This is a genomic window from Bradyrhizobium sp. CW1 (assembly GCF_023100665.1).
GTDB classification, from domain to species: domain Bacteria; phylum Pseudomonadota; class Alphaproteobacteria; order Rhizobiales; family Xanthobacteraceae; genus Bradyrhizobium; species Bradyrhizobium canariense_D.
In genome coordinates this window covers 4020057-4042928 of the sequence record NZ_CP064684.1, presented here as the reverse complement: position 1 = coordinate 4042928, position 22872 = coordinate 4020057, and the positions used below count along the sequence as shown (strand labels likewise).

The 22872-nt window shown below is 65.0% G+C and carries 20 protein-coding genes; 7 read left to right on the top strand and 13 right to left on the bottom strand.

What is annotated here, in order from left to right:
• Positions 1-307: 307 nt before the first annotated feature.
• The gene (locus IVB54_RS19865; protein ID WP_018457916.1) at positions 308-1471 is read right to left on the bottom strand and encodes a CmpA/NrtA family ABC transporter substrate-binding protein; all 1164 of its coding nucleotides are present in this window, start codon (positions 1469-1471) and stop codon (positions 308-310) included.
• Complete coding sequence (locus IVB54_RS19860) at positions 1468-2058, bottom strand: ANTAR domain-containing protein (RefSeq protein ID WP_007590901.1); 591 nt, start codon at positions 2056-2058, stop codon at positions 1468-1470. Before IVB54_RS19860 ends, IVB54_RS19865 begins: the two co-directional genes overlap by 4 nt.
• Positions 2059-2169: 111 nt before the next feature.
• Between IVB54_RS19860 and rimO the strand changes: the two genes are divergently transcribed.
• Positions 2170-3495, top strand: a complete 1326-nt coding sequence (rimO, locus tag IVB54_RS19855) for a 30S ribosomal protein S12 methylthiotransferase RimO (RefSeq protein WP_018457917.1) — start codon at positions 2170-2172, stop codon at positions 3493-3495.
• A 90-nt stretch (positions 3496-3585) separates the two neighbouring features.
• On the opposite strand, the gene IVB54_RS19850 is transcribed toward rimO, so the two are convergent.
• The 3 genes from IVB54_RS19850 to IVB54_RS19840 all read right to left on the bottom strand — a co-directional run bounded on the left by IVB54_RS19850 (position 3586) and on the right by IVB54_RS19840 (position 5442).
• Positions 3586-4005 carry a carboxymuconolactone decarboxylase family protein gene (locus tag IVB54_RS19850; RefSeq protein ID WP_026233462.1) on the bottom strand — a complete coding sequence of 140 codons (420 nt, stop codon included), beginning with the start codon at positions 4003-4005 and terminating at the stop codon, positions 3586-3588.
• Entirely contained in the window at positions 3938-4369 is a 432-nt protein-coding gene (locus IVB54_RS19845; RefSeq protein ID WP_018457919.1) for a MerR family transcriptional regulator, read from the bottom strand. The genes IVB54_RS19850 and IVB54_RS19845 overlap by 68 nt, the downstream gene beginning before the upstream one ends.
• A 125-nt stretch (positions 4370-4494) precedes the next feature.
• Positions 4495-5442 carry a hypothetical protein gene (locus tag IVB54_RS19840; protein ID WP_018457920.1) on the bottom strand — a complete coding sequence of 316 codons (948 nt, stop codon included), beginning with the start codon at positions 5440-5442 and terminating at the stop codon, positions 4495-4497.
• Between the two features lie 403 nt (positions 5443-5845).
• Here IVB54_RS19840 and IVB54_RS19835 point away from each other — a divergent pair, with 403 nt between their 5' ends.
• Positions 5846-7042: an acetylornithine transaminase gene (locus IVB54_RS19835; protein ID WP_018457921.1), complete on the top strand. Its 1197-nt coding sequence runs from the start codon at positions 5846-5848 to the stop codon at positions 7040-7042.
• 122 nt (positions 7043-7164) lie between these two features.
• On the opposite strand, the gene IVB54_RS19830 is transcribed toward IVB54_RS19835, so the two are convergent.
• The 3 genes from IVB54_RS19830 to pcsA form a co-directional block, all read right to left on the bottom strand.
• The gene (locus IVB54_RS19830) at positions 7165-8139 is read right to left on the bottom strand and encodes a quinone oxidoreductase (protein ID WP_018457922.1); all 975 of its coding nucleotides are present in this window, start codon (positions 8137-8139) and stop codon (positions 7165-7167) included.
• Positions 8140-8214: 75 nt separating this feature from the next.
• A complete protein-coding gene (locus IVB54_RS19825; protein ID WP_018457923.1) occupies positions 8215-8949 on the bottom strand; it encodes a TerC family protein in 735 nt (244 codons plus the stop codon).
• Positions 8946-9713, bottom strand: coding sequence for a phosphatidylcholine synthase (gene pcsA, locus IVB54_RS19820; protein WP_085353096.1), 768 nt, complete (start codon positions 9711-9713; stop codon positions 8946-8948). Before pcsA ends, IVB54_RS19825 begins: the two co-directional genes overlap by 4 nt.
• An 87-nt stretch (positions 9714-9800) precedes the next feature.
• On the opposite strand from pcsA, the gene IVB54_RS19815 reads away from it, so the two are divergent.
• Positions 9801-10985: a UbiH/UbiF family hydroxylase gene (locus IVB54_RS19815; protein ID WP_018457925.1), complete on the top strand. Its 1185-nt coding sequence runs from the start codon at positions 9801-9803 to the stop codon at positions 10983-10985.
• Positions 10986-10992: 7 nt separating this feature from the next.
• On the opposite strand, the gene IVB54_RS19810 is transcribed toward IVB54_RS19815, so the two are convergent.
• Positions 10993-11946 (bottom strand): AEC family transporter, encoded by a 954-nt coding sequence (locus IVB54_RS19810; RefSeq protein WP_018457926.1) that lies wholly within the window; start codon positions 11944-11946, stop codon positions 10993-10995.
• A gap of 106 nt (positions 11947-12052) precedes the next feature.
• Between IVB54_RS19810 and hspQ the strand changes: the two genes are divergently transcribed.
• A complete protein-coding gene (gene hspQ, locus IVB54_RS19805) occupies positions 12053-12382 on the top strand; it encodes a heat shock protein HspQ (protein WP_018457927.1) in 330 nt (109 codons plus the stop codon).
• A gap of 77 nt (positions 12383-12459) precedes the next feature.
• Here the strand turns inward: hspQ and IVB54_RS19800 are convergent, their stop codons facing one another.
• A complete protein-coding gene (locus IVB54_RS19800; protein ID WP_018457928.1) occupies positions 12460-13284 on the bottom strand; it encodes an invasion associated locus B family protein in 825 nt (274 codons plus the stop codon).
• A gap of 260 nt (positions 13285-13544) precedes the next feature.
• Between IVB54_RS19800 and IVB54_RS19795 the strand changes: the two genes are divergently transcribed.
• The 3 genes from IVB54_RS19795 to IVB54_RS19785 all read left to right on the top strand — a co-directional run bounded on the left by IVB54_RS19795 (position 13545) and on the right by IVB54_RS19785 (position 18235).
• Positions 13545-15413, top strand: coding sequence for an extracellular solute-binding protein (locus IVB54_RS19795; protein ID WP_018457929.1), 1869 nt, complete (start codon positions 13545-13547; stop codon positions 15411-15413).
• A gap of 4 nt (positions 15414-15417) precedes the next feature.
• Complete coding sequence (locus IVB54_RS19790; RefSeq protein WP_247777482.1) at positions 15418-16923, top strand: AMP-binding protein; 1506 nt, start codon at positions 15418-15420, stop codon at positions 16921-16923.
• An 85-nt stretch (positions 16924-17008) separates the two neighbouring features.
• Entirely contained in the window at positions 17009-18235 is a 1227-nt protein-coding gene (locus tag IVB54_RS19785) for a hypothetical protein (protein ID WP_018457931.1), read from the top strand.
• A gap of 202 nt (positions 18236-18437) precedes the next feature.
• Here the strand turns inward: IVB54_RS19785 and IVB54_RS19780 are convergent, their stop codons facing one another.
• The 3 genes from IVB54_RS19780 to IVB54_RS19770 form a co-directional block, all read right to left on the bottom strand.
• Complete coding sequence (locus tag IVB54_RS19780; protein WP_018457932.1) at positions 18438-18647, bottom strand: cold-shock protein; 210 nt, start codon at positions 18645-18647, stop codon at positions 18438-18440.
• 237 nt (positions 18648-18884) lie between these two features.
• Complete coding sequence (gene mfd, locus IVB54_RS19775) at positions 18885-22403, bottom strand: transcription-repair coupling factor (RefSeq protein WP_018457933.1); 3519 nt, start codon at positions 22401-22403, stop codon at positions 18885-18887.
• On the bottom strand, positions 22400-22690 hold the full coding sequence (locus IVB54_RS19770; protein ID WP_018457934.1) for a succinate dehydrogenase assembly factor 2: 291 nt from the start codon (positions 22688-22690) through the stop codon (positions 22400-22402). Before IVB54_RS19770 ends, mfd begins: the two co-directional genes overlap by 4 nt.
• Positions 22691-22872 lie beyond the last annotated feature (182 nt).

Below are 22872 nucleotides of genomic sequence, written 5' to 3'. Positions count from 1 at the left end.
CACCTGGGTGGTATCGACGGAAAGTGCACGACCCGCGAGGAGCTCGGCTGGCTCGAGAGCCGGCTGCGCACCCAGCGGTCCGAACAGCTTCGTTGCTGGGGACTGGCGCAGCAGGCATCTGTGACAGGCTGGCCGCACTGCAACATTCAAGTTGCGTGCCAGCTTCGATGAAATGAAAATGTGTGAGGTATCAGGTAATTAAGAGCGCGCCGGGGAACTCTGGGCTCCGGAACTCTTATGAAATTCGAGCAGTCGGCCTAAAATTTAGACTCGGATCTCCAGCGCTCAAAAACGATGCAGACCCGAATCACACCTTCCAGCGGCCCACCTCGAAGGCCTCGAGATGCCCCCGAATATTGGCGGGATCGAAGGCGGGGCCGGCGAATGCGCCGAATGCCGCGGGGGCTTGGGCGGGCGGCCGGCGCCCGAGGGCGCCGTCGTAGAGATCGGGCCTGAACACGGCCATCGCCGTCTTGACGCCGTCGGGCGTCAGCGTCGTCTGCCCCCAGCGCACCATCTGCGCATAGAGCCAGGCGGCCTGGACCGGATCGGGGCGCCCTGCTTCCTCGCGTCCCACCAGGAGGTAGCTGCCGCTCTCGCGAAAGGTGCCGTCCGGCGAAATCTTGAGGCGCCCCGTGAGGGTGCGCTGGATGACTTCGGCATCGACGCCGATCCGCTCCGGCTGCGCCAGGATCTGCGCCGCTTCGGTCCGGTTTTCGGGATGCTCGATGAACTCGGCGGCTTTCACCGCCGCGCGCACCAGGCTGGCTACCACGTCGGGATTCTTGTCGGCCCAGACCTGGCGGAGCGCCAGCACCTTCTCCGCCGCATGGGCCAGGATGTCGGAGACGAAATGCAGGATGTGGCCGATCCCGAGATCGACCGCGATCGAATTCCAGGGCGCACCGACGCAGAACGCATCGACATGCCCATTGGCAAGACTGTCGACCATATAGGGCGGCGGCAGCACGACCAGCCGCACGTCCTCGTCGGGATCGACGCCGGCCGCCGCCATCCAGAACCGCAATTGATAATTGTGGGTCGAGAACGGGAAGGTCATGCCGAAGGTCAACGGATCGGCCCCAGCCTTGCGCCGCTTGGTGACCACGCGCGCCAACGCTTTTGCCGTGGCGAGCGGATCGAAGCGGTCGCCGTCGATCTCCTCCATCAGCGCGGTATGAAGCGCCGGCGAGACCGTGATCGCGTTGCCGTTGATGCCGAGATTGAAGGGCGCCGCGATCGGCACCTTGACGTGGCCGAGCCCGAGCGAGGACGCAATCGCGACGGGAGCGAGCAGATGCGCGGCGTCGAACAAGCCGATATTGAGCTTGTCGCGGACGTTGGACCAGGAGACCTCGCGGACCAGTTCGACCTCGAGCCCTTCAGCCGCGGCAAATCCCTTGTCGACGGCAACGATCAGCGCTGCGGCATCGACCAGCGGAATGAACCCGATGCGGAGGGGAGCGGTCATTTCAGCATCTCCGACGCGGTGATGATCGACTGGGCGATCTCGCCGATTTTCTTCTTCTCGCGCATCGCAGTGGAGCGCAGCAGCACATAGGCCTCGTCCTCGGTGAGGCCTTTCACCTTCATCAGGATGCCCTTGGCCTTCTCGATGACCTTGCGATCCTCGAGCTGCGACTTGGTACGCTCCAGTTCCTCCTGGAGTTTTGCGAAGGCATTGAAGCGCGACACGCAGAGGTCGAGGATCGGCTTGATGCGCTCCTTCCTCAGCCCGTCGACGATATAGGCGGAGACCCCCGCCTCGACCGAGGCCTGGATCGAGGATGAATCGCTCTGGTCGACGAACATCGCGATCGGCCGCTTCACGGCGCGGCTGACCTGGAACATCGCTTCCAGCACGTCGCGGCTGGGGTTTTCCAGATCGATCAGGATGATGTCGGGATCGACCGCATAAATCCGGGCGAGCAGGCTCTGCATCTCGCGGATATGGACGATCTGCGTAAATCCGGCCTCCCGCAACCCTTCTTCGAGGATCGCAGCCCGGATCGGGCTTTCGTCGACGATCACGATTTTGGGCGACTGTTCGGCGCTCATTGCTCACTCACCACCAGTGATTCATCCATAGCATGCCCGCGAGCCATGCAAAGGGTTGTAATTATGGGCAATTGGGACTAGCTCAACCCTGTCAATCAGGCAGATTTGGATATGGATCAGACGGCTGCGCCGAAGGTCAGCTTCGTGTCGCTCGGGTGCCCCAAGGCTTTGGTGGATTCCGAGCGCATCATCACGCGTCTGCGCGCCGAGGGCTACGAGCTCGCCCGCAAGCATGACGGGGCCGACATCGTCATCGTCAACACCTGCGGCTTCCTCGACAGCGCCAAGCAGGAATCGCTCTCGGCGATCGGCGAGGCCATGGCCGAGAACGGCAAGGTGATCGTGACCGGTTGCATGGGGGCGGAACCCGAGCAGATCGAGCAGGCCTATCCCGGCGTGCTCTCCATCACCGGCCCGCAGCAATATGAGAGCGTGCTGGACGCCGTGCATCGCGCGCTGCCGCCCGCCCACAATCCGCATCTCGATCTGGTGCCGCCGCAAGGCATCAAGCTGACGCCGCGGCACTACGCCTATCTGAAAATCTCCGAGGGCTGCAACAACCGCTGCACCTTCTGCATCATCCCGAAGCTGCGCGGCGACCTGGTCTCGCGACCGGCCAACGACGTGCTGCGCGAGGCCGAGCGCCTGGTCGACGCCGGCGTGAAAGAGCTGCTGGTGATCTCGCAGGACACTTCGGCCTATGGCGTCGATCTGAAATACGCCGAGAGCCCGTGGAAGGATCGCCAGGTCCGCGCCAAATTCATCGACCTCGCGCGCGAGCTCGGCGAGCTCGGCGCCTGGGTCCGGCTGCAATATGTCTACCCCTACCCGCATGTCGACGAGGTCATCGCGCTGATGAACGAGGGCAAGGTGCTGCCCTATCTCGACATCCCGTTCCAGCATGCGAGCCCCGAAGTACTGAAGGCCATGAAGCGCCCGGCGGCGCAGGACAAGACGCTGGCGCGCATCAAGCGCTGGCGCGAGCAATGTCCTGATCTCGCTTTGCGCTCGACCTTCATCGTCGGCTTCCCCGGCGAGACCGATGCGGACTTTGCCTATCTCCTCGACTGGCTGGACGAAGCCGAGATCGATCGGCTCGGCTGCTTCAAGTACGAGCCGGTCGCCGGCGCCACGGCGAATGCGATCGAGAACCCCGTGCCGGAAGAGATCAAGCAGGAGCGCTACAATGCACTGATGGCGCGCCAGCAGAAAATCTCTGCGCGCAGGCTGAAGCGCAAGGTCGGCACGCGCCAGCAGATCATCATCGACGAGGTCGGCCCGACCGTCGCAAGGGGCCGCTCCAAGGCTGATGCGCCCGAGATCGACGGCGCCGTCTACCTGTCGAGCCGCCGCCCCTTGCGCGTCGGCGAGATCGTCACCGCCAAGATCGAGCGCGCGGACCAGTACGACCTCCACGGCAGCGTCGCGGGATTCTGAGATTCCGGTCGCGGCACGCCGGCAAGACCGGCGCGCCTTAGGCATTTTCCACCAGCCGGCGTTCAGGCTGGGCGTGCCCGAACTACGAGGTCATGTCGCTTCTCCCGACGCCTGCTGTTCGTCGCGTGCGGCGAACACTTCCTTGGCTGCGAACAGCCCGTTCAGCGCCGCCGGGAAGCCCGCATAGACGGCCATCTGCATCATGATCTCCACGATCTCGTCGCGAGACAGGCCGACGTTCAGACCCGCCTCGAGATGCACTTTGAGCTGAGGCGCGGCATTTCCGAGCGCCGTCAGCGCGGCGATCGTGGCGATCTCTCGATCGCGCAGGCCGAGGTCCGGGCGGCAGTAAATGTCGCCGAACGGAAACTCGATCACGTATCGTGCGAAATCCGGAGCTATGTCGGCGAGTGAGGCGACGACCTTTTCGCCGGCACTGCCGTCAATACGTGACAGGGCCCGCTGACCGCGATCGAAGCGGCTTTCGTCTTGTGTTTGGGCGTGCGTCATTTTCCTTCGTCCTCTGTTCGTCGCTGGCATAGCCGGCGATCTTGGTATCAAGGACGAGCAGGCATTCCTGGAGTTCGGCAATCTGCGTGCGTACCTGTTCCCGGTGGACTTCCAGAATCTGCCGCCGGCTTGTGCCGGTAGCGTCGCCTTCATCCCGAAGCGCCGCGTAACGCAACATGTCCCGGATCGGCATTCCCGTGGTCTTGAGCCGCCCAAGGAATGCGATCCATGTGAGGATCGATGCGTCAAAGTCGCGCTGGCCGGAGCGATCCCGGTCGGCGTATGGAAGCAGCCCGATGCGCTCATAATAGCGCAGCGTGTGCGTCGACAGGCCGGTCCGTTTTGCGAGGTCGCCGATCTTCATGTGTGCCCGTTCTCGTACTGACGCACGTACAGATACCCCTTCGAGCGCGCTCTAAGTCAAGGGGGATCGAAGGTGCAAAGATTTCGGCGCGCCGGCTGGGCGGCAGCGTCGCGGCACTCCGAGCTTCAAGATTCCGCCAGCCATTTCGGCACCCAGCGCTCCGGGCGCGGGGCGCGGGCAAGATCGGCTTGCGCCTCCGACAGCTTCGCGGGCTCGCCCTCGATGGTCGGGCGCACATCATATTCGAAGTTCGGCATGACGCGGCCGTCGGCATAGAGACCGAATTTCATGGCGTACCACAGCCCGAGCTCGGGCTGTGCGCGGCGCATCTCCTCACGCAGATCGCGCAGCAGGGATTCGATCGAGGCGGCTTCCTCGAACGGCTGCGGCCCGCGCGACAGGACGCGCGCCTCGTACTGCTTGCCGACGATCGCGACCTCGAAATGCGTCTTGTCCCAGGCGTTCTTGCCCTTGGGGAGATGCGCGGTCAGGCGCCAGCCGAGCTCGGCCATCAGGCGATGATTGGCCCAATAGTCTTCGCGCTCCCGGCTCCATCTTTCCATGAAGCCGCGAAAGTCGGGCAGCTCCGAGGGATGGTTATCGGCCGCCGCCGTCTCCCCGGTCGGCCGTCCTGTCAGCCACTGCGCGAGTTCGACCGTCTGGCATTCGACCTCGTCATGTGGCTTCAGATCGCTCCAAGCGTTGTCGAATTGCTGTGATGTCAGTTTTGCCAGCAGACCATCGAGGCTCGGCGCCAGCAGCTCGTGATCGCCCTCGGACCCAAGCCCCACGATCGGCGGATTGTCGCGGTCGAGACCCGCGCCATACCAGCCGCCAACAGCCGAGCCATCCGACAGCCGCATGAACAGCGAAAACCGGTCGCGCAAGGGACTGCCGTCAACAATAGGCGCCTGATCGGAAAACTGGCCCTGCAGCGAGAAGCAGCCGACGCTGCCCCAGGGCCGTCCCTTCAGCCAGCCGGCAAAGTCCAGCAACAGCGGCGGCGCCTCGATGCCCGGCGGAAACGCGCCGCGAATGCTGTCGAGGTCGATCGAATAAGGCGTGTCGGACAAGGCTTAAAACTATCTGGTTGGTCCCGCCCCTCTTGGTCCGAACCGTCATCCGTTCGGTTCGAGCCAATTCGCGTTCGCTGATCACAAACGCGCTAGAGACGTAATGGTTTCCAGCCGCCCATCTCTCTCCTGCCCCATGCACGCTGGGCGTGTGGTCTGCAAGGCGGCGCTTGACAAGCCCGGCCATTCGCATGTATTGCCGCGCCCCATGATCAACGCTCGGACCCATCAGCGCACCGAAATGCTCCGCCGTCGCTTCCGCGACGATGAGAGGGTGCGCCATGTCCGACGACGCCGCTGAAGCACTGAATTCAGCGTAGGTTTTCGAGAAGGCCGCACCCGCAAGGTGCGGCCTTCTTGCTTTTCGCGCCCCCTTTTCCACCCGCCTCCAGAGGAGTTCGACATGACCACCGCCACCCATCCGTATGACGCGTTGATGGACATCACCGCTCGGCCCAAGGCCGTGTTCGTTCGCGGCGCCGGCTCCTACCTCTGGGACGACAGCCGCAAGCGCTATCTCGATTTCGTACAGGGCTGGGCGGTCAACTGCCTCGGCCACTCCCCGCCCGCGATCGCCAACGCGCTTGCCGTGCAGGCCAAGCGGCTGCTGACGCCAAGCCCCGCCTTCTACAACGAGCCAAGCCTGAAGCTCGCGCAGGCGCTGGTTGCAGACAGCGCGTTCGACCAGGTGTTCTTTGCCAATTCCGGCGCGGAAGCCAACGAGGGCGCGATCAAGCTCGCGCGCAAATATGGCAGCCTGCATCGAGGTGGCGCGTACGAGATCATCAGCTTCGAAGGCGGCTTTCACGGCCGCACCTTGGCGACGATGTCGGCCTCGGGCAAGAAGGCCTTTGAGCCGCTGTTCGAGCCAAAGGTCGCCGGCTTCAAGAAGGCGAAGCTCAACGACATCGCCTCGGTCGAAAAGCTGATCAACGACAACACCGTCGCTGTGATGCTCGAGCCGATCCAGGGGGAATCAGGCGTATGGCCGGCGACCGACCAGTTCTTGCAGGAGTTGCGCGCCCTCACCGACGCGCACGGCCTCCTCCTGATCTTCGACGAGATCCAGACCGGGATGGGCCGGAGCGGCAAGCTCTTCCACTACGAGCACACCGGCATCGCGCCCGACATCATGACGCTCGGCAAGGGCATCGGCGGCGGCGTACCGCTCGCGGCGCTGCTCGCGACCGAACGCGCGGCCTGCTTCGAGCACGGCGACCAGGGCGGCACGTTCAACGGCAACCCGATCATGTGCGCGGCGGGGCTTGCGGTGCTCGACGAGGTCAGCAAGCCGGAGTTCCTGAAGACGGCGACCGAAACCGGGCTGCTGCTCGAAAGCGAGCTGCAGAAGGTCTCGGCGCGGCATGGGCTCGGGGAAGTGCGAGGTCGCGGGCTCCTGCTCGCGCTCGACCTCAAGCTGCCGATCGCGCCCGGCATCGTCGCGCAGGCGTTCGAGGCCGGCGTCCTCCTCAACGCGCCGCAGGTGGACACGTTGCGCTTCATGCCGGCGCTGAACGTCACGCGGGCCGAGATCGCCGAGATGATCGATTGTCTCGACGGGATCTTGACCAGAGCCGGCGCGGCACGGCGGGTGGCGTAGACGGCCCGCTCTCTTCTCCGTCATGGCCGGGCTTGTCCCGGCCATGTACGCCTTGAGGCGCGGCACGAAGAGCGTGGATGCCCGGCACAAGCCCGGGCATGACGACTTCGGCAAGACGTTCTCTACGGCTTCAAGATCGACGCGCCCGTGGTCTTGCGACTCTCGAGATCGATATGCGCCTTGGCGGCGTCTTTGAGCGCGTAGGCATGGTTGATCGGCACGTGCAGCTTGCCGTTAATGACGGCGGCGAACAGCGTGTCAGCGCCTTCCAGCAACTCCTTGCGCGTTCCGATATAGTCGTTGAGCTTGGGCCGGGTCGCAAACAGCGAGCCGTGGGTGTTGAGCTCGGCGATCGAGAACGGCGGCACCGGGCCTGAGGCATTGCCGAAGGAGACGAACATCCCGCGCGGCTTCAGGCAGGACAGCGAGCCCGGGAACGTCGCCTTGCCGACACCGTCATAAACCACGTCGCAGCCCTCGTTGCGGCTGATCTGTTTGACGCGCGCAACGAAGTCTTCCTCGTTGTAGAGGATCACATGGTCGCAGCCATTGGCCTCGGCAAGCGCAGCCTTCTCGCGCGAGCCGACGGTGCCGATGACGTGGGCACCCATTGCCCTCGCCCATTGGCAGGCAAGCAGGCCGATGCCGCCGGCCGCGGCATGGATCAGCACGCGATGATGCGGCTCGACCTTGAAGGTCTTGTGCAGGAGATACCACACCGTCAGCCCCTTCAGCATCAGCACGGCGCCCTGCTCGTGGGTGATGTGGTCGGGCAGCTTGACCAGCCGCTCCCAGGGGATGTTGCGCTCCCCGGTATAGGCGCCGAGATTGTGGTAGTAGGCGACGCGGTCGCCGGGATGGAAATTCGTCACGCCCGGCCCGACCGCGACGACCTCGCCCGAGGCCTCGTTGCCGGCGATGAAGGGCAGCCCCGGCGCCTTGTAGAGGCCGGTGCGGTAATAGACGTCGATGAAGTTCAGGCCGACGGCATGCTGGACGATGCGCACCTCGCCGGGCCCGGGCGCCGGAACATCGACGCTCTCATAGACCAGGGCTTCGGGGCCTCCGACCTTGTGCACACGGACGGCTTTGGTCATCACCTGACCTCCTTTTCTCGCGGGCCAGCGAAAGACATCGCGCCCGCCTTGTCAACTCGACGCGGGCTGGAACGCCTAGACCGACGGCTTGCCGGTCTTCCTGCGGTTGCGTTTCGCTAACACGTTGAAAAACTCGACCGCTGCCGAGAACGCAATCGCGAAATAGATGTAGCCGCGCGGGATGTGGAATTGGAATCCGTCCGCAACCAGCGCGACGCCGATCAGCACCAGGAAGGCCAGAGCCAGCATTTTCGTGGTCGGATGCTCCGCGACGAACCGCGACACCGGTCCGGCCGAAATGTACATGATGAGACAGGCGATCACGACGGCCGCGATCATGATTTCGAGGTCCTGCGCCATGCCGATCGCCGTGATGATCGAGTCCAGCGAGAACACGATGTCGATGATCACGATCTGGACGATGACCCAGAAGAAAGCGTTACGAGGTGACTTCTCGCCGCCCTCGCCGTCATCGGCTTCGACCTCGCCATGAATCTCGTGCGTCGCCTTCGCAATCAGGAACAGACCGCCGCCGATCAGGATGAGGTCGCGCCAGGAGAAGCCGTAACCGGAAAACGAAAACACCGGCGCGGTCAGGCCGATCAGCCAGACCAGGAGGCTGAGCAGGATGATGCGGAAGATCAGCGCCAGCGCGAGCCCGATCTGGCGGGCGCGGTGCGCCTGCTTCTCGGGAATGCGCGAGACGATCACCGACAGGAAGATGACGTTGTCGATGCCGAGCACGATCTCGAGCGCGGTCAAGGTGAGGAGCGCGGCCCAGGCTTCGGGGCTGGTCAACAGGTGCATCATGCGAAGGATCTCGTCAGCCGGATCAATGCGTCGCTGAAGCTGATCCAGAGCGCGATCGCGCAGAGCGCGACAGTCACACCGGTGCCGACGCGAAAGTCCATCTGCAGCGTGTAGAAGGAGAGCAGAGCCCAGATGGCGATCAGCGACATCGTCAGCCAGCGCAGCCGCACGACGCGCACCGGATGCAGCACGTGGAACGGCACGAAGGTCAGCACCACCAGGGCCGCTACTAGCAGCGTCGAGAGCAGCGGCGGCCAGTGCAGCAGAAACAGATAGAACGCCGCCGCATTCCACAGCGCCGGAAAACCGCGGAAATGATTGTCGTCCGCTTTCATGCGCAGATCGGCGAAATATAATGCGCTGGTGACGATGATGGCGACGCCGAGCAGGGGAGCTGCGACCGGCAGCAGCAAGCCGCTGGCCACGATCGCATAGGCCGGCACGAAGACGTAAGTGACGAAATCGACCACGAGGTCGAGCACGTCGCCCGACCAGTTCGGCTGCACGTCCTTGACGTTGAGCCGGCGCGCGATCGGCCCATCGATCGCGTCGATGATGAGGGCGACGCCCAGCCATTGAAACATCGCCGCCCAGTGCTCACGCACGGCCTCAAGCATCGCCAGCAGCGCGATCGCCGCACCGAACGCGGTGAAGATGTGCACCGAGAAGGCAGCGGCGCGGATCGCGGGCCTGGGCTTCAGGGAATCCTCTTGGCTGTCCATGACTTCTGCTATCAGAATGACACCGGTTTGCACATAAGCCATTGCGGCGCCTGGTCGCACAATTCGTCATAAAATCAGGGAAATATGAGTGGGCTTGAATTTGCCGCGGGGCATGTCCAATGTCGTTCCATGACAGATGCATCGACACTCTTTGACGCGGCCGTGATCGGCGGCGGACCGGCGGGACTGAGCGCCGCCATCGCATTGGCGCAGGCGGGCGCACGGACCGCGCTGGTGGCGCGTCGCATGCCTTATGCCGACAATCGAACCACGGCGCTACTCGGTGCCTCCGTCGATCTGCTGGAGAGCCTCGACGTCTGGCCGCGCTGCAAGGACAAGGCGGCCGCGCTCGAAATCATGCGGCTCGTCGACGACACCGGCCGGCTGTTTCGTGCGCCGGAGGTCCGGTTCTCCTGCCACGAAATCGGCCTCGATGCCTTCGGCTACAACATCGACAACCGCTCGCTGATGCTGGCGCTGGAAGCGCGCGCGGCCGAACTGCCCGATGTCGTCCGTTTCGACGACGAGGCCGAAACTGTCGTCATCGAAGCCGATGACGTCGCGATCCGCACGGCCGCTGCGCAATTTCTCTCGGCCCGCCTCGTGGTCGGGGCCGACGGCCGGCATTCGCTGTGCCGCGAAGCCTCCGGCATCGCGGTGACGCGGCGCGAGCTGACCCAGACGGCACTGACTTTCAACGTCGGGCACGCGCGGCCCCACCGCAACGTCTCGACCGAGTTCCACACCCCGCATGGTCCTTGCGTGTTCGTGCCCCTGCCCGGCGATCGTTCCAGCGTCGTCTGGGTCTCGGCGCCTGCGGACGCCGAGCGGCTTCGCGGCCTGAGCGATGAGGAATTGTCCGCCGCGATCGAGAAGCAGTCGCATTCGATCCTCGGGCGCATGACGGTGGAGCCGGGCCGCCATCTGTTCCCGCTGGCGATCGAACGTCCCAAATCCTTCGGCGGCGACCGCATTGCGCTGGTCGGCGAAGCCGCCCATGTGGTTCCCCCGATCGGCGCCCAGGGTCTCAATCTCGGCCTCCGCGATGCCGCCGACATTGCGAGGCTTGCAGGCGAGGCCATCGCATCAGGCCAAGATCCCGGCGCAGCAGACGTGCTCAAGCGTTATGACCGGGCGCGGCGTCCGGACATCCTGAGCCGGACCTTTGCGATCGACATCGCCAACCGCTCGCTGCTCAATGATTTCCTGCCACTCCAGCCCGTCCGCGCGGTCGGCATGCACCTGCTCGGCGCGATCGGCCCGCTCCGGCGTTTTGCGATGCGCGAGGGGCTCACGCCGACTTGGCGGAAGTAACCGCCGCTCAAGGAAACGCCAGCCGGCCAGTCTGGATCGCCCACATCACGCTGGTCAGCGTGACCACGGACGCAAACGTCCCGAGCAGCACCGCGACGGAGGCAGACTCGATCCAGGCGTCGTTCTGCCGGGCGATGACGAACACGTTTAGCGCCGGCGGCAGCGAGGCCATCAGCACGGCGGTCGCGGCCCAGGGCTGCGCAAACGGGCCGAGCGCCAGCATCAGGCCGAAAGCTGCAAGCGGATGGACCAGGAGCTTGATCGCGATCACGCCCGGCACTTCCCACGGGACCCGATCGAACGGGCGGAGCGCCACGGTCACGCCGAGCACGAACAGCGCGGTCGGAGCGGCTGCGTTCTGGAGGAAGGTGATGGTGCGATCGAGTGCGACGGGCATCTCGATATGCAGCGATGCGAAGGCCGCGCCAAAGCAGGCCGACATGATCAGCGGGTTGAGCACGATCTGCTTCAGCACGACGCCGAAGGCATGCACGATCGAGGGATGATCGCGGTCGGAGAGCTCGATCAGCAACGGCACGATCGTGAACAGGAAGATGCTGTCGCAGCAGAAGATCAGCGCAGTCGGCGCGGAGGCCTTCGGCCCGAGCACGGCGAGCGCCAGCCCCGGTCCCATGTAGCCGATATTGCCGTAGCCGCCGGAGAGCCCGGCGAGCGTCGCCTCGCGCAGCGTCAGCCCGCCCAAAACCTTGCCGACGACCAGCGCGAGTGTGAACGCCGCAACGGTCGACAGGGTGGTCGCGACCAGGAACGGCGGGTTGTTCAATTCCGAAAACGGCGTCTTCGACATGATCGCAAACAGCAGCGCCGGCAGCGACACATAGAGCAGGAAGAAGTTCATCCAGGCGAGGCCCGATTCCGGCAGGGATTTGACCTTGCCACAGGCGAATCCAACGAAGATCAAGCCGAAATATGGTAGAGCCAGATTGAGGATATCGACCATTGATGAAGTGTTTTCTGAAGATTGGGGGCCTATCTGCCCCGCAACCGCGGGTTAATTCCAGATCAGGGCACTAGCATCGGCCACAATCCTGGTCTATCGACGGGGAATGATTAAAGCGCGGACCGCCAAATTCCAGATCGGACAGGTCGTGCGCCACCGGATCTTCTCGTTCCGGGGCGTGATCTTCGACATCGATCCGGAATTCAACAACACCGAAGAGTGGTGGCTGTCGATCCCCGAGGAGGTGCGGCCCCACAAGGACCAGCCGTTCTATCACCTGCTCGCGGAGAACTCGGAGTCGGAATACGTCGCCTATGTCTCCGAGCAGAATCTCGTGCCGGACGATTCCGGCGAGCCGGTCCGGCATTCCCAGGTCGCCGAGATCTTCGTCAAGGACAAGACCGGCTATCGCCCGCGCAATCCTTCGCTGAACTGAGTTTCGAAGCCATCAACTGGCCAGCAAAAAAGGCGCTCGAACCGAGCGCCTTTTTCATGTGCGGGATTGATCCCTGATTACTTCTGTCCGGCCGGAGCGGCGCCAGGCGCTTGCTGCTGCTTCTTCTGCAGCTCTTCAGCCTTCTTCTGGAGCTCTTCCTGCAGCTTCCTCTGGGTTTCCTCGAACACCTTCGGATCGGTCGGCGGGCCGTCATAGGCCTTCTGGAATTCGCCGGCGAGCGGCAGCGGCAGCGTCAGCGGTGCGCCGTTGGCATTGATCGCCTGAACAACCAGGTTCTGGCCCTTCTTCATGTTGTTGATGAACTCGGGCGTGGCTTCGTAGTCGGACATGCAGCCGTTCTGGAAGCAGATCACATACGGGCTCTGCAACGGCGGATTGTTGTCCACGATGATGCGGGTGCCGTGCACCAACTGCATGCCGAGCGGCAGCGTCACGCGCAGGATCTTTTTCGGCTCGCCTTCTGGCTCGATGATGACGGCCGCGATGACCGGCTGGCCCGACTCGATACGGCCGTCCTTGCCGGTGAAGCAGACCTGCTTGGCATTGGCGTCCTGGCCCTTGAGGCAGAACTTGGTCCAGGGGGCGTAGATCAGCTGGATTTGCTGATCGGCCGGCTGGGCCGCGCCCTGCTGCGCTGGAGCGCCCTGCGCCGGAGCGCCCTGGGCGGGTGCCGGCTGGGCCGGTGCCTGAGCGGCCGGCGCCGGAGCCTTGGGGGCAGCCTTCGGAGCGGCCTTCGGGGTCGCCTTGGGCGCGGGCGTGCCCGGAGCTGGCGCGGGAGCCTGGGCCTCGGCGGCAAACGGGACGGCCAACGCCGTCGCCGTCAACAAGGCGAGAAGTCGCCCGCGCGGCCGGACGGACGCGGCCAAGTAACGGAAATTCATTGCGGAAAACCCTTTCTGAACGGGAAGTGCCCGAACCGCTTCGACGCACCGAGCCTGGCCGCGTTGGGCGCGGCTCTCTCCCCGTCAAATGAGGCAGATAAGTGACGGGCTCGGCGCTCTTGCGCGATTGCGTGCCTTCTTAACGTGGCCGACGAAAAGATCAATGCCGACAAGCGCCTTTGACCGCGCGTCGGCGTGCGCCCCCGGGAAAATCCCTGTGATAGGATTCAGGCCTGCGGTCCTCGAATCAACGTGTCCACATGTTCATGTTCCAGCGCCTTCTCGAGGGCCGTCCTGAAGGTCTTTGCGTCCGCCTCTGTGTCCTGGCTTTCGCCTTGGGGCTCCCGTTTTCCTTGGGGCTTCCGGCCAGCGGCGCAGAGGCCGAGGAAGCCCACGCCATCGCCATGCACGGCAAGCCGGCGATGCCTGCCGGTTTCACCCACATCCCTTACGTCAACCCTGACGCCCCCAAGGGCGGCCGGCTGACCTGGGGCGTTCTCGGCACCTTCGACAGCCTCAATCCCTTCATCGTCAAGGGACTGGCCGTGCAGCCGGTCCGGAACTACGTGGTCGAGAGCCTGCTCGCGCGCGGCAATGACGAGCCGTTCACGCTCTACGGACTGCTCGCCAGATCGGTCGAGACCGATGACGAGCGCAGCTTTGTCACGTTCCACATCGATCCCCGCGCGCGCTTCTCCGACGGCAAGCCGGTCCGCGCCGAGGACGTGCTGTTCTCCTGGCAGTTGCTGCGCGACCACGGCCGCCCCAACCACCGGCAATATTACGGCAAGGTGGCAAGGGCCGAGGCGCCGGATCCCCTCACCGTCCGCTTCGACCTTGCGGGAGCCAATGACCGCGAACTGCCGCTGATCCTCGGCCTGATGCCGATCCTGCCGAAACATGCGGTCGACGTCGCGGCTTTCGAGGAGACGACGCTGTCGGGCCCGGTCGGCTCCGGCCCGTATCGCGTCACCGCCGTGAGGCCCGGTGCCAGCGTGACGCTCACCCGCAATCCCGACTATTGGGGCCGTGACCTCGCCATCAATCGCGGGCTCTACAATTTCGAGGAGATCAGGCTCGACTATTTTCGCGAAGCCAACGGCCAGTTCGAAGCTTTCAAGCGCGGCCTCTATGATTTCCGCATCGAGCACGAGCCGCTGCGCTGGCACGACGGCTACGACTTTCCCGCGGCGAAGAATGGCGACGTGATCCGCGACACCTTCAAGCCGGGCGTGCCGCAACCTTCCGAATTTCTGGTGTTCAACACGAGGCGTCCCATATTCGCCGACATCCGCGTGCGCCAGGCCTTGACGCTGCTGTTCGATTTCGAGCTGGTGAACCGCAACTACTTCTTCAACCTCTACTCGCGCGTCGCCGGCTATTTTGCCGGCTCGGACCTCTCAGCGTATGGCAAGCCTGCGGATGCGCGCGAGCGCGAGTTGCTCAAGCCGTTCGCCGCGCAGATCCCGCCTGACATAATGGACGGCAGCTACCGCCTGCCGGTGACCGACGGTTCGGGCCGCGACCGGACCACGCTGCGCGCGGCGCTGAAGCTGTTGTCGGAGGCCGGCTACGATCTCGACGGCACCGTGCTGCGCAACCGTGCGACCAAGGCGCCCTTCACCTTCGAGATCCTGGTCACGACCCGCGACCAGGAACGCGTCGCGCTTGCCTTTCAGCGCGACCTCAGGCGCGCCGGCATCGAGCCCAGCGTGCGATCGGTCGATCCCGTGCAGTTCGACCAGCGCCGGCTCGCCTACGAATTCGACATGATCCAGAACCGCTGGGACCAGTCCCTGTCGCCCGGCAACGAGCAATATTTCTACTGGGGGAGCGCTGCCGCCGACAGTCCGGGCACCCGCAACTACATGGGGGCCCGGGATCCCGCGGTCGATGCGATGATCGCCGCACTGCTGGAAGCCCGTGAACACACGGATTTCGTATCCGCGGTGCGGGCGCTCGACCGCGCTTTGATCTCCGGTTTCTATACAATCCCCCTGTTTAACTTATCCGAGCAATGGATCGCGCGCTGGAATCGGATAGAACGGCCAGAGGCCACCTCGCTGTCCGGCTATTTGCCGGAGACCTGGTGGTCGAAGGGGCAGCCGCAAGCTCATCAAGCAAAGTGACGCCGTGAACCAGCCAGCCGTATCGCCGACGCTCGACACACTGTTTCAGCGCACGCTGATGCGGCAGCCGCACGCGACCGCTCTGCTCGACCCCCTGAACAAGTTCCGCGTGACCGGGCACGAGCCGCGGCGGATGAGCTATGCCGAGGCTGACACCGCCATCGAGGCGCTGTCCGCCTTTTTCGTCGAATCAGGCCTGCCGGCCAATTCCGTCATCGCCATCCAACTGCCGAATACGGTCGAGTTCGTGCTCACCGTTCTCGCCGCCCATCGCGCCGGTCTTGTCGTCGCCGTGCTGCCGCTGCTCTGGCGCCATGCCGAACTGACCGCCGCTCTCAATCGTACCGCGGCGCGCGCCATCGTCACCATGAGCACGGTCGACGGCGTCAGCTATGCCGATCTCGCCATGCACGCGGCCGCGGAAGCCTTCTCGATTCGCCATGTCTGCGGCTTCGGCACCAACCTGCCCGAAGGCATGGCCTCGCTCGACGACGTGCAGGCCCGTCCGCCCGGCACAGCGCGCGCCGTGATTCAGGATGGCCGCAAGGCGGCGATGATCTCCTTCGACGTCACCGCGGAAGGCTTTCGTCCGGTGCCGCGGCCGCATTTCAGCCTGATCGCCGGGGGGCTCGCGATGTCGCTGGAAGCCGACATCAGGCAAGGCGCAACCGTGATGGCGGCGTTCACGCCGATGTCGTTCGCAGGGCTCGCCTCCTCGCTCGCGGTGTGGCTGCTGTGCGGCGGCACGCTGGCGCTGCATCACCCCTTCGAGAACGACGTGCTGGAGCAGCAGATCAATGCGCACGAATGCGACGTGCTGATCGCACCGGCACAGTTCGCCCAGCGGCTCGGCGATTCCGAGCTGGCGGCGCGGATGCCGAGCTTGCGCAACGTCATCGGCCTGTGGCGCGCCCCCGAGCAGGTGTCGGCGAGCGAGGCATGGATTGCGCCGCATGCGCCTTTCACGGACGTCTATCTGTTCGGCGAGGCCGGATTGTTCGGCGCCCGGCGTGGCGAGGACGGCATGCCGGTGCCGGTGATGCCGGGACCGCACGGCGCGCCGCGCGAGCAGTCGGGTTCGTCGATCGCCGGCGAGATTCTGCTGACGCCGAAGGGCACGCTCGGGCTGCGCGGCCCTATGGTGCCGATCGCGGCCTACGCCCCGCCGCCGCCGCCGGTCGGCGACACCCTGATCGCGCAACCGCCACGCGACTATGTCGATACCGGCTATGCCGCGCGGCTCGATCGTCCGAGCGGCGCGATCTGCATCACCGCGCCGCCCTCCGGGATCATGGCCGTCGGCGGCTACCGCTTCCTCTCCAACGACCTGCAGGAATGGGCGCGCCGGCTCGGCCAGGGCGCCCTGCTGACCGCGCTGCCTGACCGGCTCTCCCGTCACCGGCTCGCGGGCCGCGCCCAGGACAATGCCCGCGCCCGCGAGGCGCTCAGCGAACTCGGGCTTAACCCCCTGATGGTCGAAGCTTTTCGCGACCGCTCCGGGCCGGTCTAAGCGTAGTTTCGACCGTTCCATTGACGCTGCATTAAGGCGGCCGGACTAGATTGCGCGGCACCTGTCGCGTGATCAGAGTCTCTCGATGTCCCAGGCCGGCCCGATCCTGTTTGTGTCCAATGGCGAGCGGCCGGCCTTCATTGCGGCGCTGGACGAGGCGCGCTTCTTTCCCGTGATCGACACCGGCTGGGCCGGCGCGGTGCGCGCGGTCGAAGAGGTGCAGCCGGCCGTGGTTCTCGCCGCGATGCATGCCGGGCACGAGCCGCATCTGGCGCCGCTCGCCAGCAAGATTGCGGAGCAATCCCCTTACCTTCCCTTCGTGGCATTGGATGCGGCGGGCGCGCTCCCGCACAACGTCCTGCCCTTCTCTTCCTCGCGCGCCGGCCATTCCGAACGCCTGATCGCGCGGCTTCGCGCCGCTCTACGGATTCGTACCCTTCACGCCACGGTGCTGCGCCGGCTGCCCGAGGTCAAAGTCGCGCTGCCGGAGGCTGATCCCGTTCGCGATGCCACGGTGCTTCTGATCGGCCGCGGCGCGGCTTACCCCGCGCTTTCCGTCGCGCTCGGCGAGCGCGTCGGCGTCATCGGGGCGCTCTCGATCGAGGCAGCGGCCAAGCATCTCAACACCCGCGACCTCGACGGCGTCGTGCTCGCCGAAGGTTTTACCCCCCGCGTGACCGATGCCTTTCTCACGGTGCTCGCCGAGGACACCCGCTTCCGCAGCCTGCCCGTGGTCGTCACTGCGCATCAGTTGACGCAGACTTACGACCTGCCCAATCTCGAACTGATCCCCGGCGAGTCAGCGAAGGTCGCCGCCAACGCGCTGCCCCTGATCCGCCAGCACGCCATGGAAGCCCAGCTGAGCCGTACGCTGCGCTCGATCGATGCCGGCGGCTGGCTCGACCCGCGCAGCGGCCTGCTCACGGCGGAAGCTTTTGCGCGTGATTTTGCCAAGGCGGTCGAGCAGACGCTGGCTCGCGGCGGCGGCCTCTCGGTCGCACGCTTCGCCTTCGATCCCGGCAATTCCCGCGCCCAGCTCGATGCCGCGCGCATTCTCAGCCGGCTGATGCGGCAGATGGATTTTGGCGTGGCGCAGAAGGACGGCTCGGTCGTCGTCGTGTTCGCGGAGACCGACTTCCGCACTGCGCACATGATCGCCCGCCGCCTCTCCGCGGTGATGCGGCACACGTCGAACGGCAAGCACGAGATGCGCAGCGATCCCGTCGTTTCGGTGGATTCGCTGTCGCCCTCGGATACGGCAAGGTCGCTGCTTGGGCGGCTGTCGGCCGAGGCATCGCGGGCGGCGTCGTAATCATCCGCGAGCGCTCGCTGCCGTCGGAGCTCGACTGCTCACATGTGGAAGCTTTACGCGAAACGCACCGTTCGCATTCTCATTCGCGAGGGCCGGCCGCTGGCGCAAAAAACCCGCGGCCGGTAAACGGTCGCGGGTCAAAAAATCAGAAGCTCTGCCAGTACATCCGTGGTCAAAGCAACGTCATTGGGATTGCGACAGCCTATGCGGCGCGCAGATCTTCAGCAGCAGACTTGCCGGTCTTGCGATCTGCAACGATTTCAAAAGAAACCTTCTGCCCTTCGTTGAGGGTATTCATGCCGGCGCGTTCAACGGCGCTGATGTGAACGAAGACATCCTGGCTGCCCTCGTCCGGCTGAATGAATCCGAAGCCCTTTTGGCTGTTAAACCACTTCACAGTTCCCGTCGTCATGGGGATCGTCCTTTAAGATAGATAAACGTTTAGCCGCGCTCAGAAGCGCGGTGGGTGTCGTCGAGATCTGGAGGGAGGGTCGTCAGTCAGGCGCGCTTTTCAGCGGCGAGGCCAAGTCGTTCGGCCGAAACTCGATAGACCGAACCTAGCAACTGTTCGATCATTGCGCAAGTGATCATATGTCGCTGTTCCGAGATCCGAGTGCGGCGCGTCGTTTCGCGCCGCCTCCGGAAACCTCTACGCCGCCTTCTTGCTCTGCGCGAGCTGCGCCAGCTGGCGCATGATCTCGGTGGTGCCGGCCAGACGCTCTTCCGGCGTCTCCCAGTCCTGCAGGAACACCACCTTCATGTCGGGCCGCACCTTCGCGGCCTGGCCGTGGCTGCGGATGAAGCTCACCAGCCGGTCGGGATGGGCGAAGGAATTGTCGCGGAAGGCGATGACGGCGCCCTTCGGACCGGCGTCGATCTTGCCGACATTGGCTTGGCGGCAGAACGCCTTGATCGCGGCGACCTTGAACAAATAGCGCACCTCGTCCGGCAACACGCCGAACCGGTCGCGCATCTCGGCGCCGAAGTTCTCGATCTCCTCCTCGCTGTCGAGGTCGGCGAGCCGGCGGTAGAGTGACAGCCGCACCGAGAGATCGCCGACATAATCCTCCGGAATCAGCACGGGCATGCCGATGGTGATCGTCGGCGACCAGCGGTCGGCCGCGGGCTCGGACACGCCAGCCTTGAGGTTGACGATCGCCTCCTCCAGCATCGATTGATAGAGCTCGAAGCCGACCTCCTTGATATGGCCGGACTGCTGCTCGCCCAGGATATTGCCCGCGCCGCGGATGTCGAGATCGTGCGAGGCGAGCTGGAAACCCGCGCCCAGCGTCTCCAGCGATTGCAGCACGGTGAGCCGGCGCTCGGCCTGCGCCGTGATCTTCTGCTGCGCCGGCAGCGTGAACAGCGCATAGGCCCGCAGCTTGGACCGGCCGACGCGGCCGCGGAGCTGATACAGTTGGGCAAGGCCGAACATGTCGGCGCGATGCACGATCAGCGTGTTGGCGTTGGGGATGTCGAGGCCGGATTCCACGATCGTGGTCGACAGCAGGATATCGAACTTGCCGTCGTAGAACGCCGTCATGATATCCTCGATCACGGCGGGCGGCATCTGCCCGTGCGCAACCGCAACCTTCATCTCCGGCACGTTCTTGTCGAGGAAATCCCTGACCTCGGCGAGGTCGTCGATGCGCGGCACCACGTAGAACGCCTGGCCGCCGCGATAGCGCTCGCGCAGCAGCGCCTCGCGGATCATCAAGGGGTCGTGCGGGGCGACGAAGGTGCGGACCGCGAGGCGGTCGACCGGGGGCGATGCGATGATCGAGAGCTCGCGCACGCCGGTGAGCGCCAATTGAAGTGTGCGTGGAATCGGCGTGGCCGACAGCGTCAGCACGTGCACCTCGGCGCGGAGCTGCTTCAGCCGCTCCTTGTGGGTCACGCCGAAATGCTGCTCCTCGTCGACGATCAGCAGGCCGAGATCCCGGAACTTGATCGACTTGCTGAGCAGCGCATGGGTGCCGACGACGATGTCGACCGAGCCGTCGGCGAGGCCCTTCTTGACCAGATTGAGCTGCTTGGCGGGCACCAGCCGGGAGGCCTGCGCGACCTGGACCGGGAAACCCTTGAAACGGTCGGTGAACGTCTTGTGATGCTGACGGGCGAGCAGCGTGGTCGGCACCACGACCGCGACCTGCTTGCCTTCGAGCGCCACCGCGAAGGCGGCGCGCAGCGCCACCTCGGTCTTGCCGAAGCCGACGTCGCCGCAGATCAGCCGGTCCATGGGACGGCCGAGCTCGAGGTCCTTCAGCGTGGACTCGATCGCACCAAGCTGATCCTCGGTCTCGTCATAGGGGAAGCGCGCGCAGAACTCGTCGTAGAGGCCCGGCTGCACCGGCAGCTTCGGCGCCTCATGGAGGTGGCGCTCGGCGGCGATCTTGATCAGCTCGCCCGCGATCTCACGGATGCGGTTCTTGAGTTTGGCCTTGCGCGTCTGCCAGCCCGAACCGCCGAGACGATCAAGTTCGACCGTGGTCTGGTCGGAGCCATAGCGCGACAGCAGCTCGATGTTCTCGACCGGCAGGAACAGCTTGGTCTCGGCGGCATAATGCAGCTCGAGGCAGTCATGGGGCGCGCCGGCGACGTCCAGCGTCTGCAGGCCGATGAAGCGGCCGATGCCGTGATCGACATGGACCACGATATCGCCGGCGGCGAGGCTCGTCACCTCCGAGATGAAATTGTCGAGCTTGCGGCTCGCCTTGCGCGGTCGGACCAGGCGATCGCCAAGGATATCCTGCTCGCTGATGACAGCGATCTCGTCGGTCTCGAATCCGCTTTCGAGGCCGAGCACGGCCAGCATGGTCTCGTTGCGCGGGGTCGCCTGCACCGTGCGCCAGCTGTTGACGCTGGTCACGGGGGTGAGCTTGTGATCGCGCAGCATCGAGGTCATGCGGTCGCGCGAGCCCTCCGTCCAGAGCGCGATGACCACCTTCTTGCGGTTTGTCAGTAGCCCATGCACATGTGCGACGACGGCTTCGAAGACATTGATCTTGTTATCGTTGCGCTCCGGGGCGAAGTCTCGTCCCTTGCGCGCGCCGGCATCGACCACGCTGGTACCATCAGCGGGCACCGAAAACTGGGTGAGCCGCACCAACGGCATCCCGCTCTCACGCTTGCCCCACTCCTCCTCGGTCAGGTAGAGCCTGTCAGGCGGCAGCGGCTTGTAGATGGCACCGCCGCCCGGATGCTCCATGGCGTCGCGGCGGGCCTGGTAATAATCGAGGATCTGCTTGAAACGCTCGCGGATGGCGTCCTCGGCCTGCGGCTCGATCGCGACGCAAGCTCCTTGCAGATAGTCGAACAGCGTGTCCATCCGGTCCTGGAACAGCGGCAGCCAATGCTCCATGCCGGGATGGCGGCGGCCCTCGCTGACGGCCTCGTAGAGCGCATCGTCGCGCTCGGGCGCGCCGAACTCAGCGACGTAGCCCATGCGAAAGCGGCGGATGGTCTCGGTGACGAGCTGGAATTCGGAGATCGGCACGAGATCGAGCGCGCGCATGTCGAGCAGCGTGCGCTGGGTCTCGGCATCGAAGGTGCGGATCGATTCCAGGCTGTCGCCGAAGAAATCGAAACGGACGGGCTGGTCCAGGCCGGCCGGAAACAGGTCCAGAATGCCGCCGCGCACCGCGTATTCGCCGGGCTCGCGCACGGTCGAGGAGCGGTTGTAGCCGTTGTGCTCGAGCCAGGCGATGATGGTATCCATCGGCACGACGTTGCCGGGGGCGACCGACAGCGCCTGCGCCGCGACGAGCTCGCGCGCCGGCACGCGCTGTACCACGGCGTTCACCGTGGTCAGCACGATCAGCGGCTTGTCGCTACCGGTCAGTGACGCCAGCCGCGCCAGCGTCGTCAGGCGCTGCGCGAGGACGCCACCATGCGGCGAGACGCGGTCATAGGGCTGGCAGTCCCAGGCCGGGAAGGTCAGCACGGGCAAATCGGGCGCGAAGAATTGCAGAGCACGTTCGAGCTGCTGCATCCGCGGCCCGTCGCGACAGATCACCGCGAGGCTGACAGCCGGCTTCTTCGGCCGCGCCGCGATGGCGCGCGCGAGATCAGAGATGACGAGGCCCTCGGCACCCTCGGCAACATTGGCAAGCGTGAGCGCGCGGCCGGGCGTGAGCAGCTCGGCCGGCGATTTCATCCCCTGCTTCATACGTCGCGGTCCGCGATCGGAAACCCCTTGATGCGCGCAAACAGCGGGCCGATGACGTCGGCGGCAAGCACCTTGTCGCCGGTGATGGCGGCATAGAGGTCGGGATCGGCCTCTTCGAGCAGGGTCTCGAGCTGCGTCAGCTCGTCATCGGACAGATTGCCGATCTCGGCATCCGCGAACCGGCCGAGGATCAGGTCCATCTCGCGCGTGCCGCGGTGCCAGCAGCGGAACAGAAGCCGCTTGCGGCGGTCGTCCAGCCCGTTGCTCGATCGTGTCGTTCCCGTCATGTCTCAATTCCAGTCAAACGCCAAAAGCCCGGACGTGCCGGGCCGGGGTGATATAGCCACTCGGGCGGGCCCTGTCAGCCCTCGATTTGTCATGGCCCGCTGCCCCGCAAGGGCACGAAAAACACGTGGATGCCGGGCATAAAGCCGGGCATGACGAGCGAAAACGGTCCTAGATTCGCCTG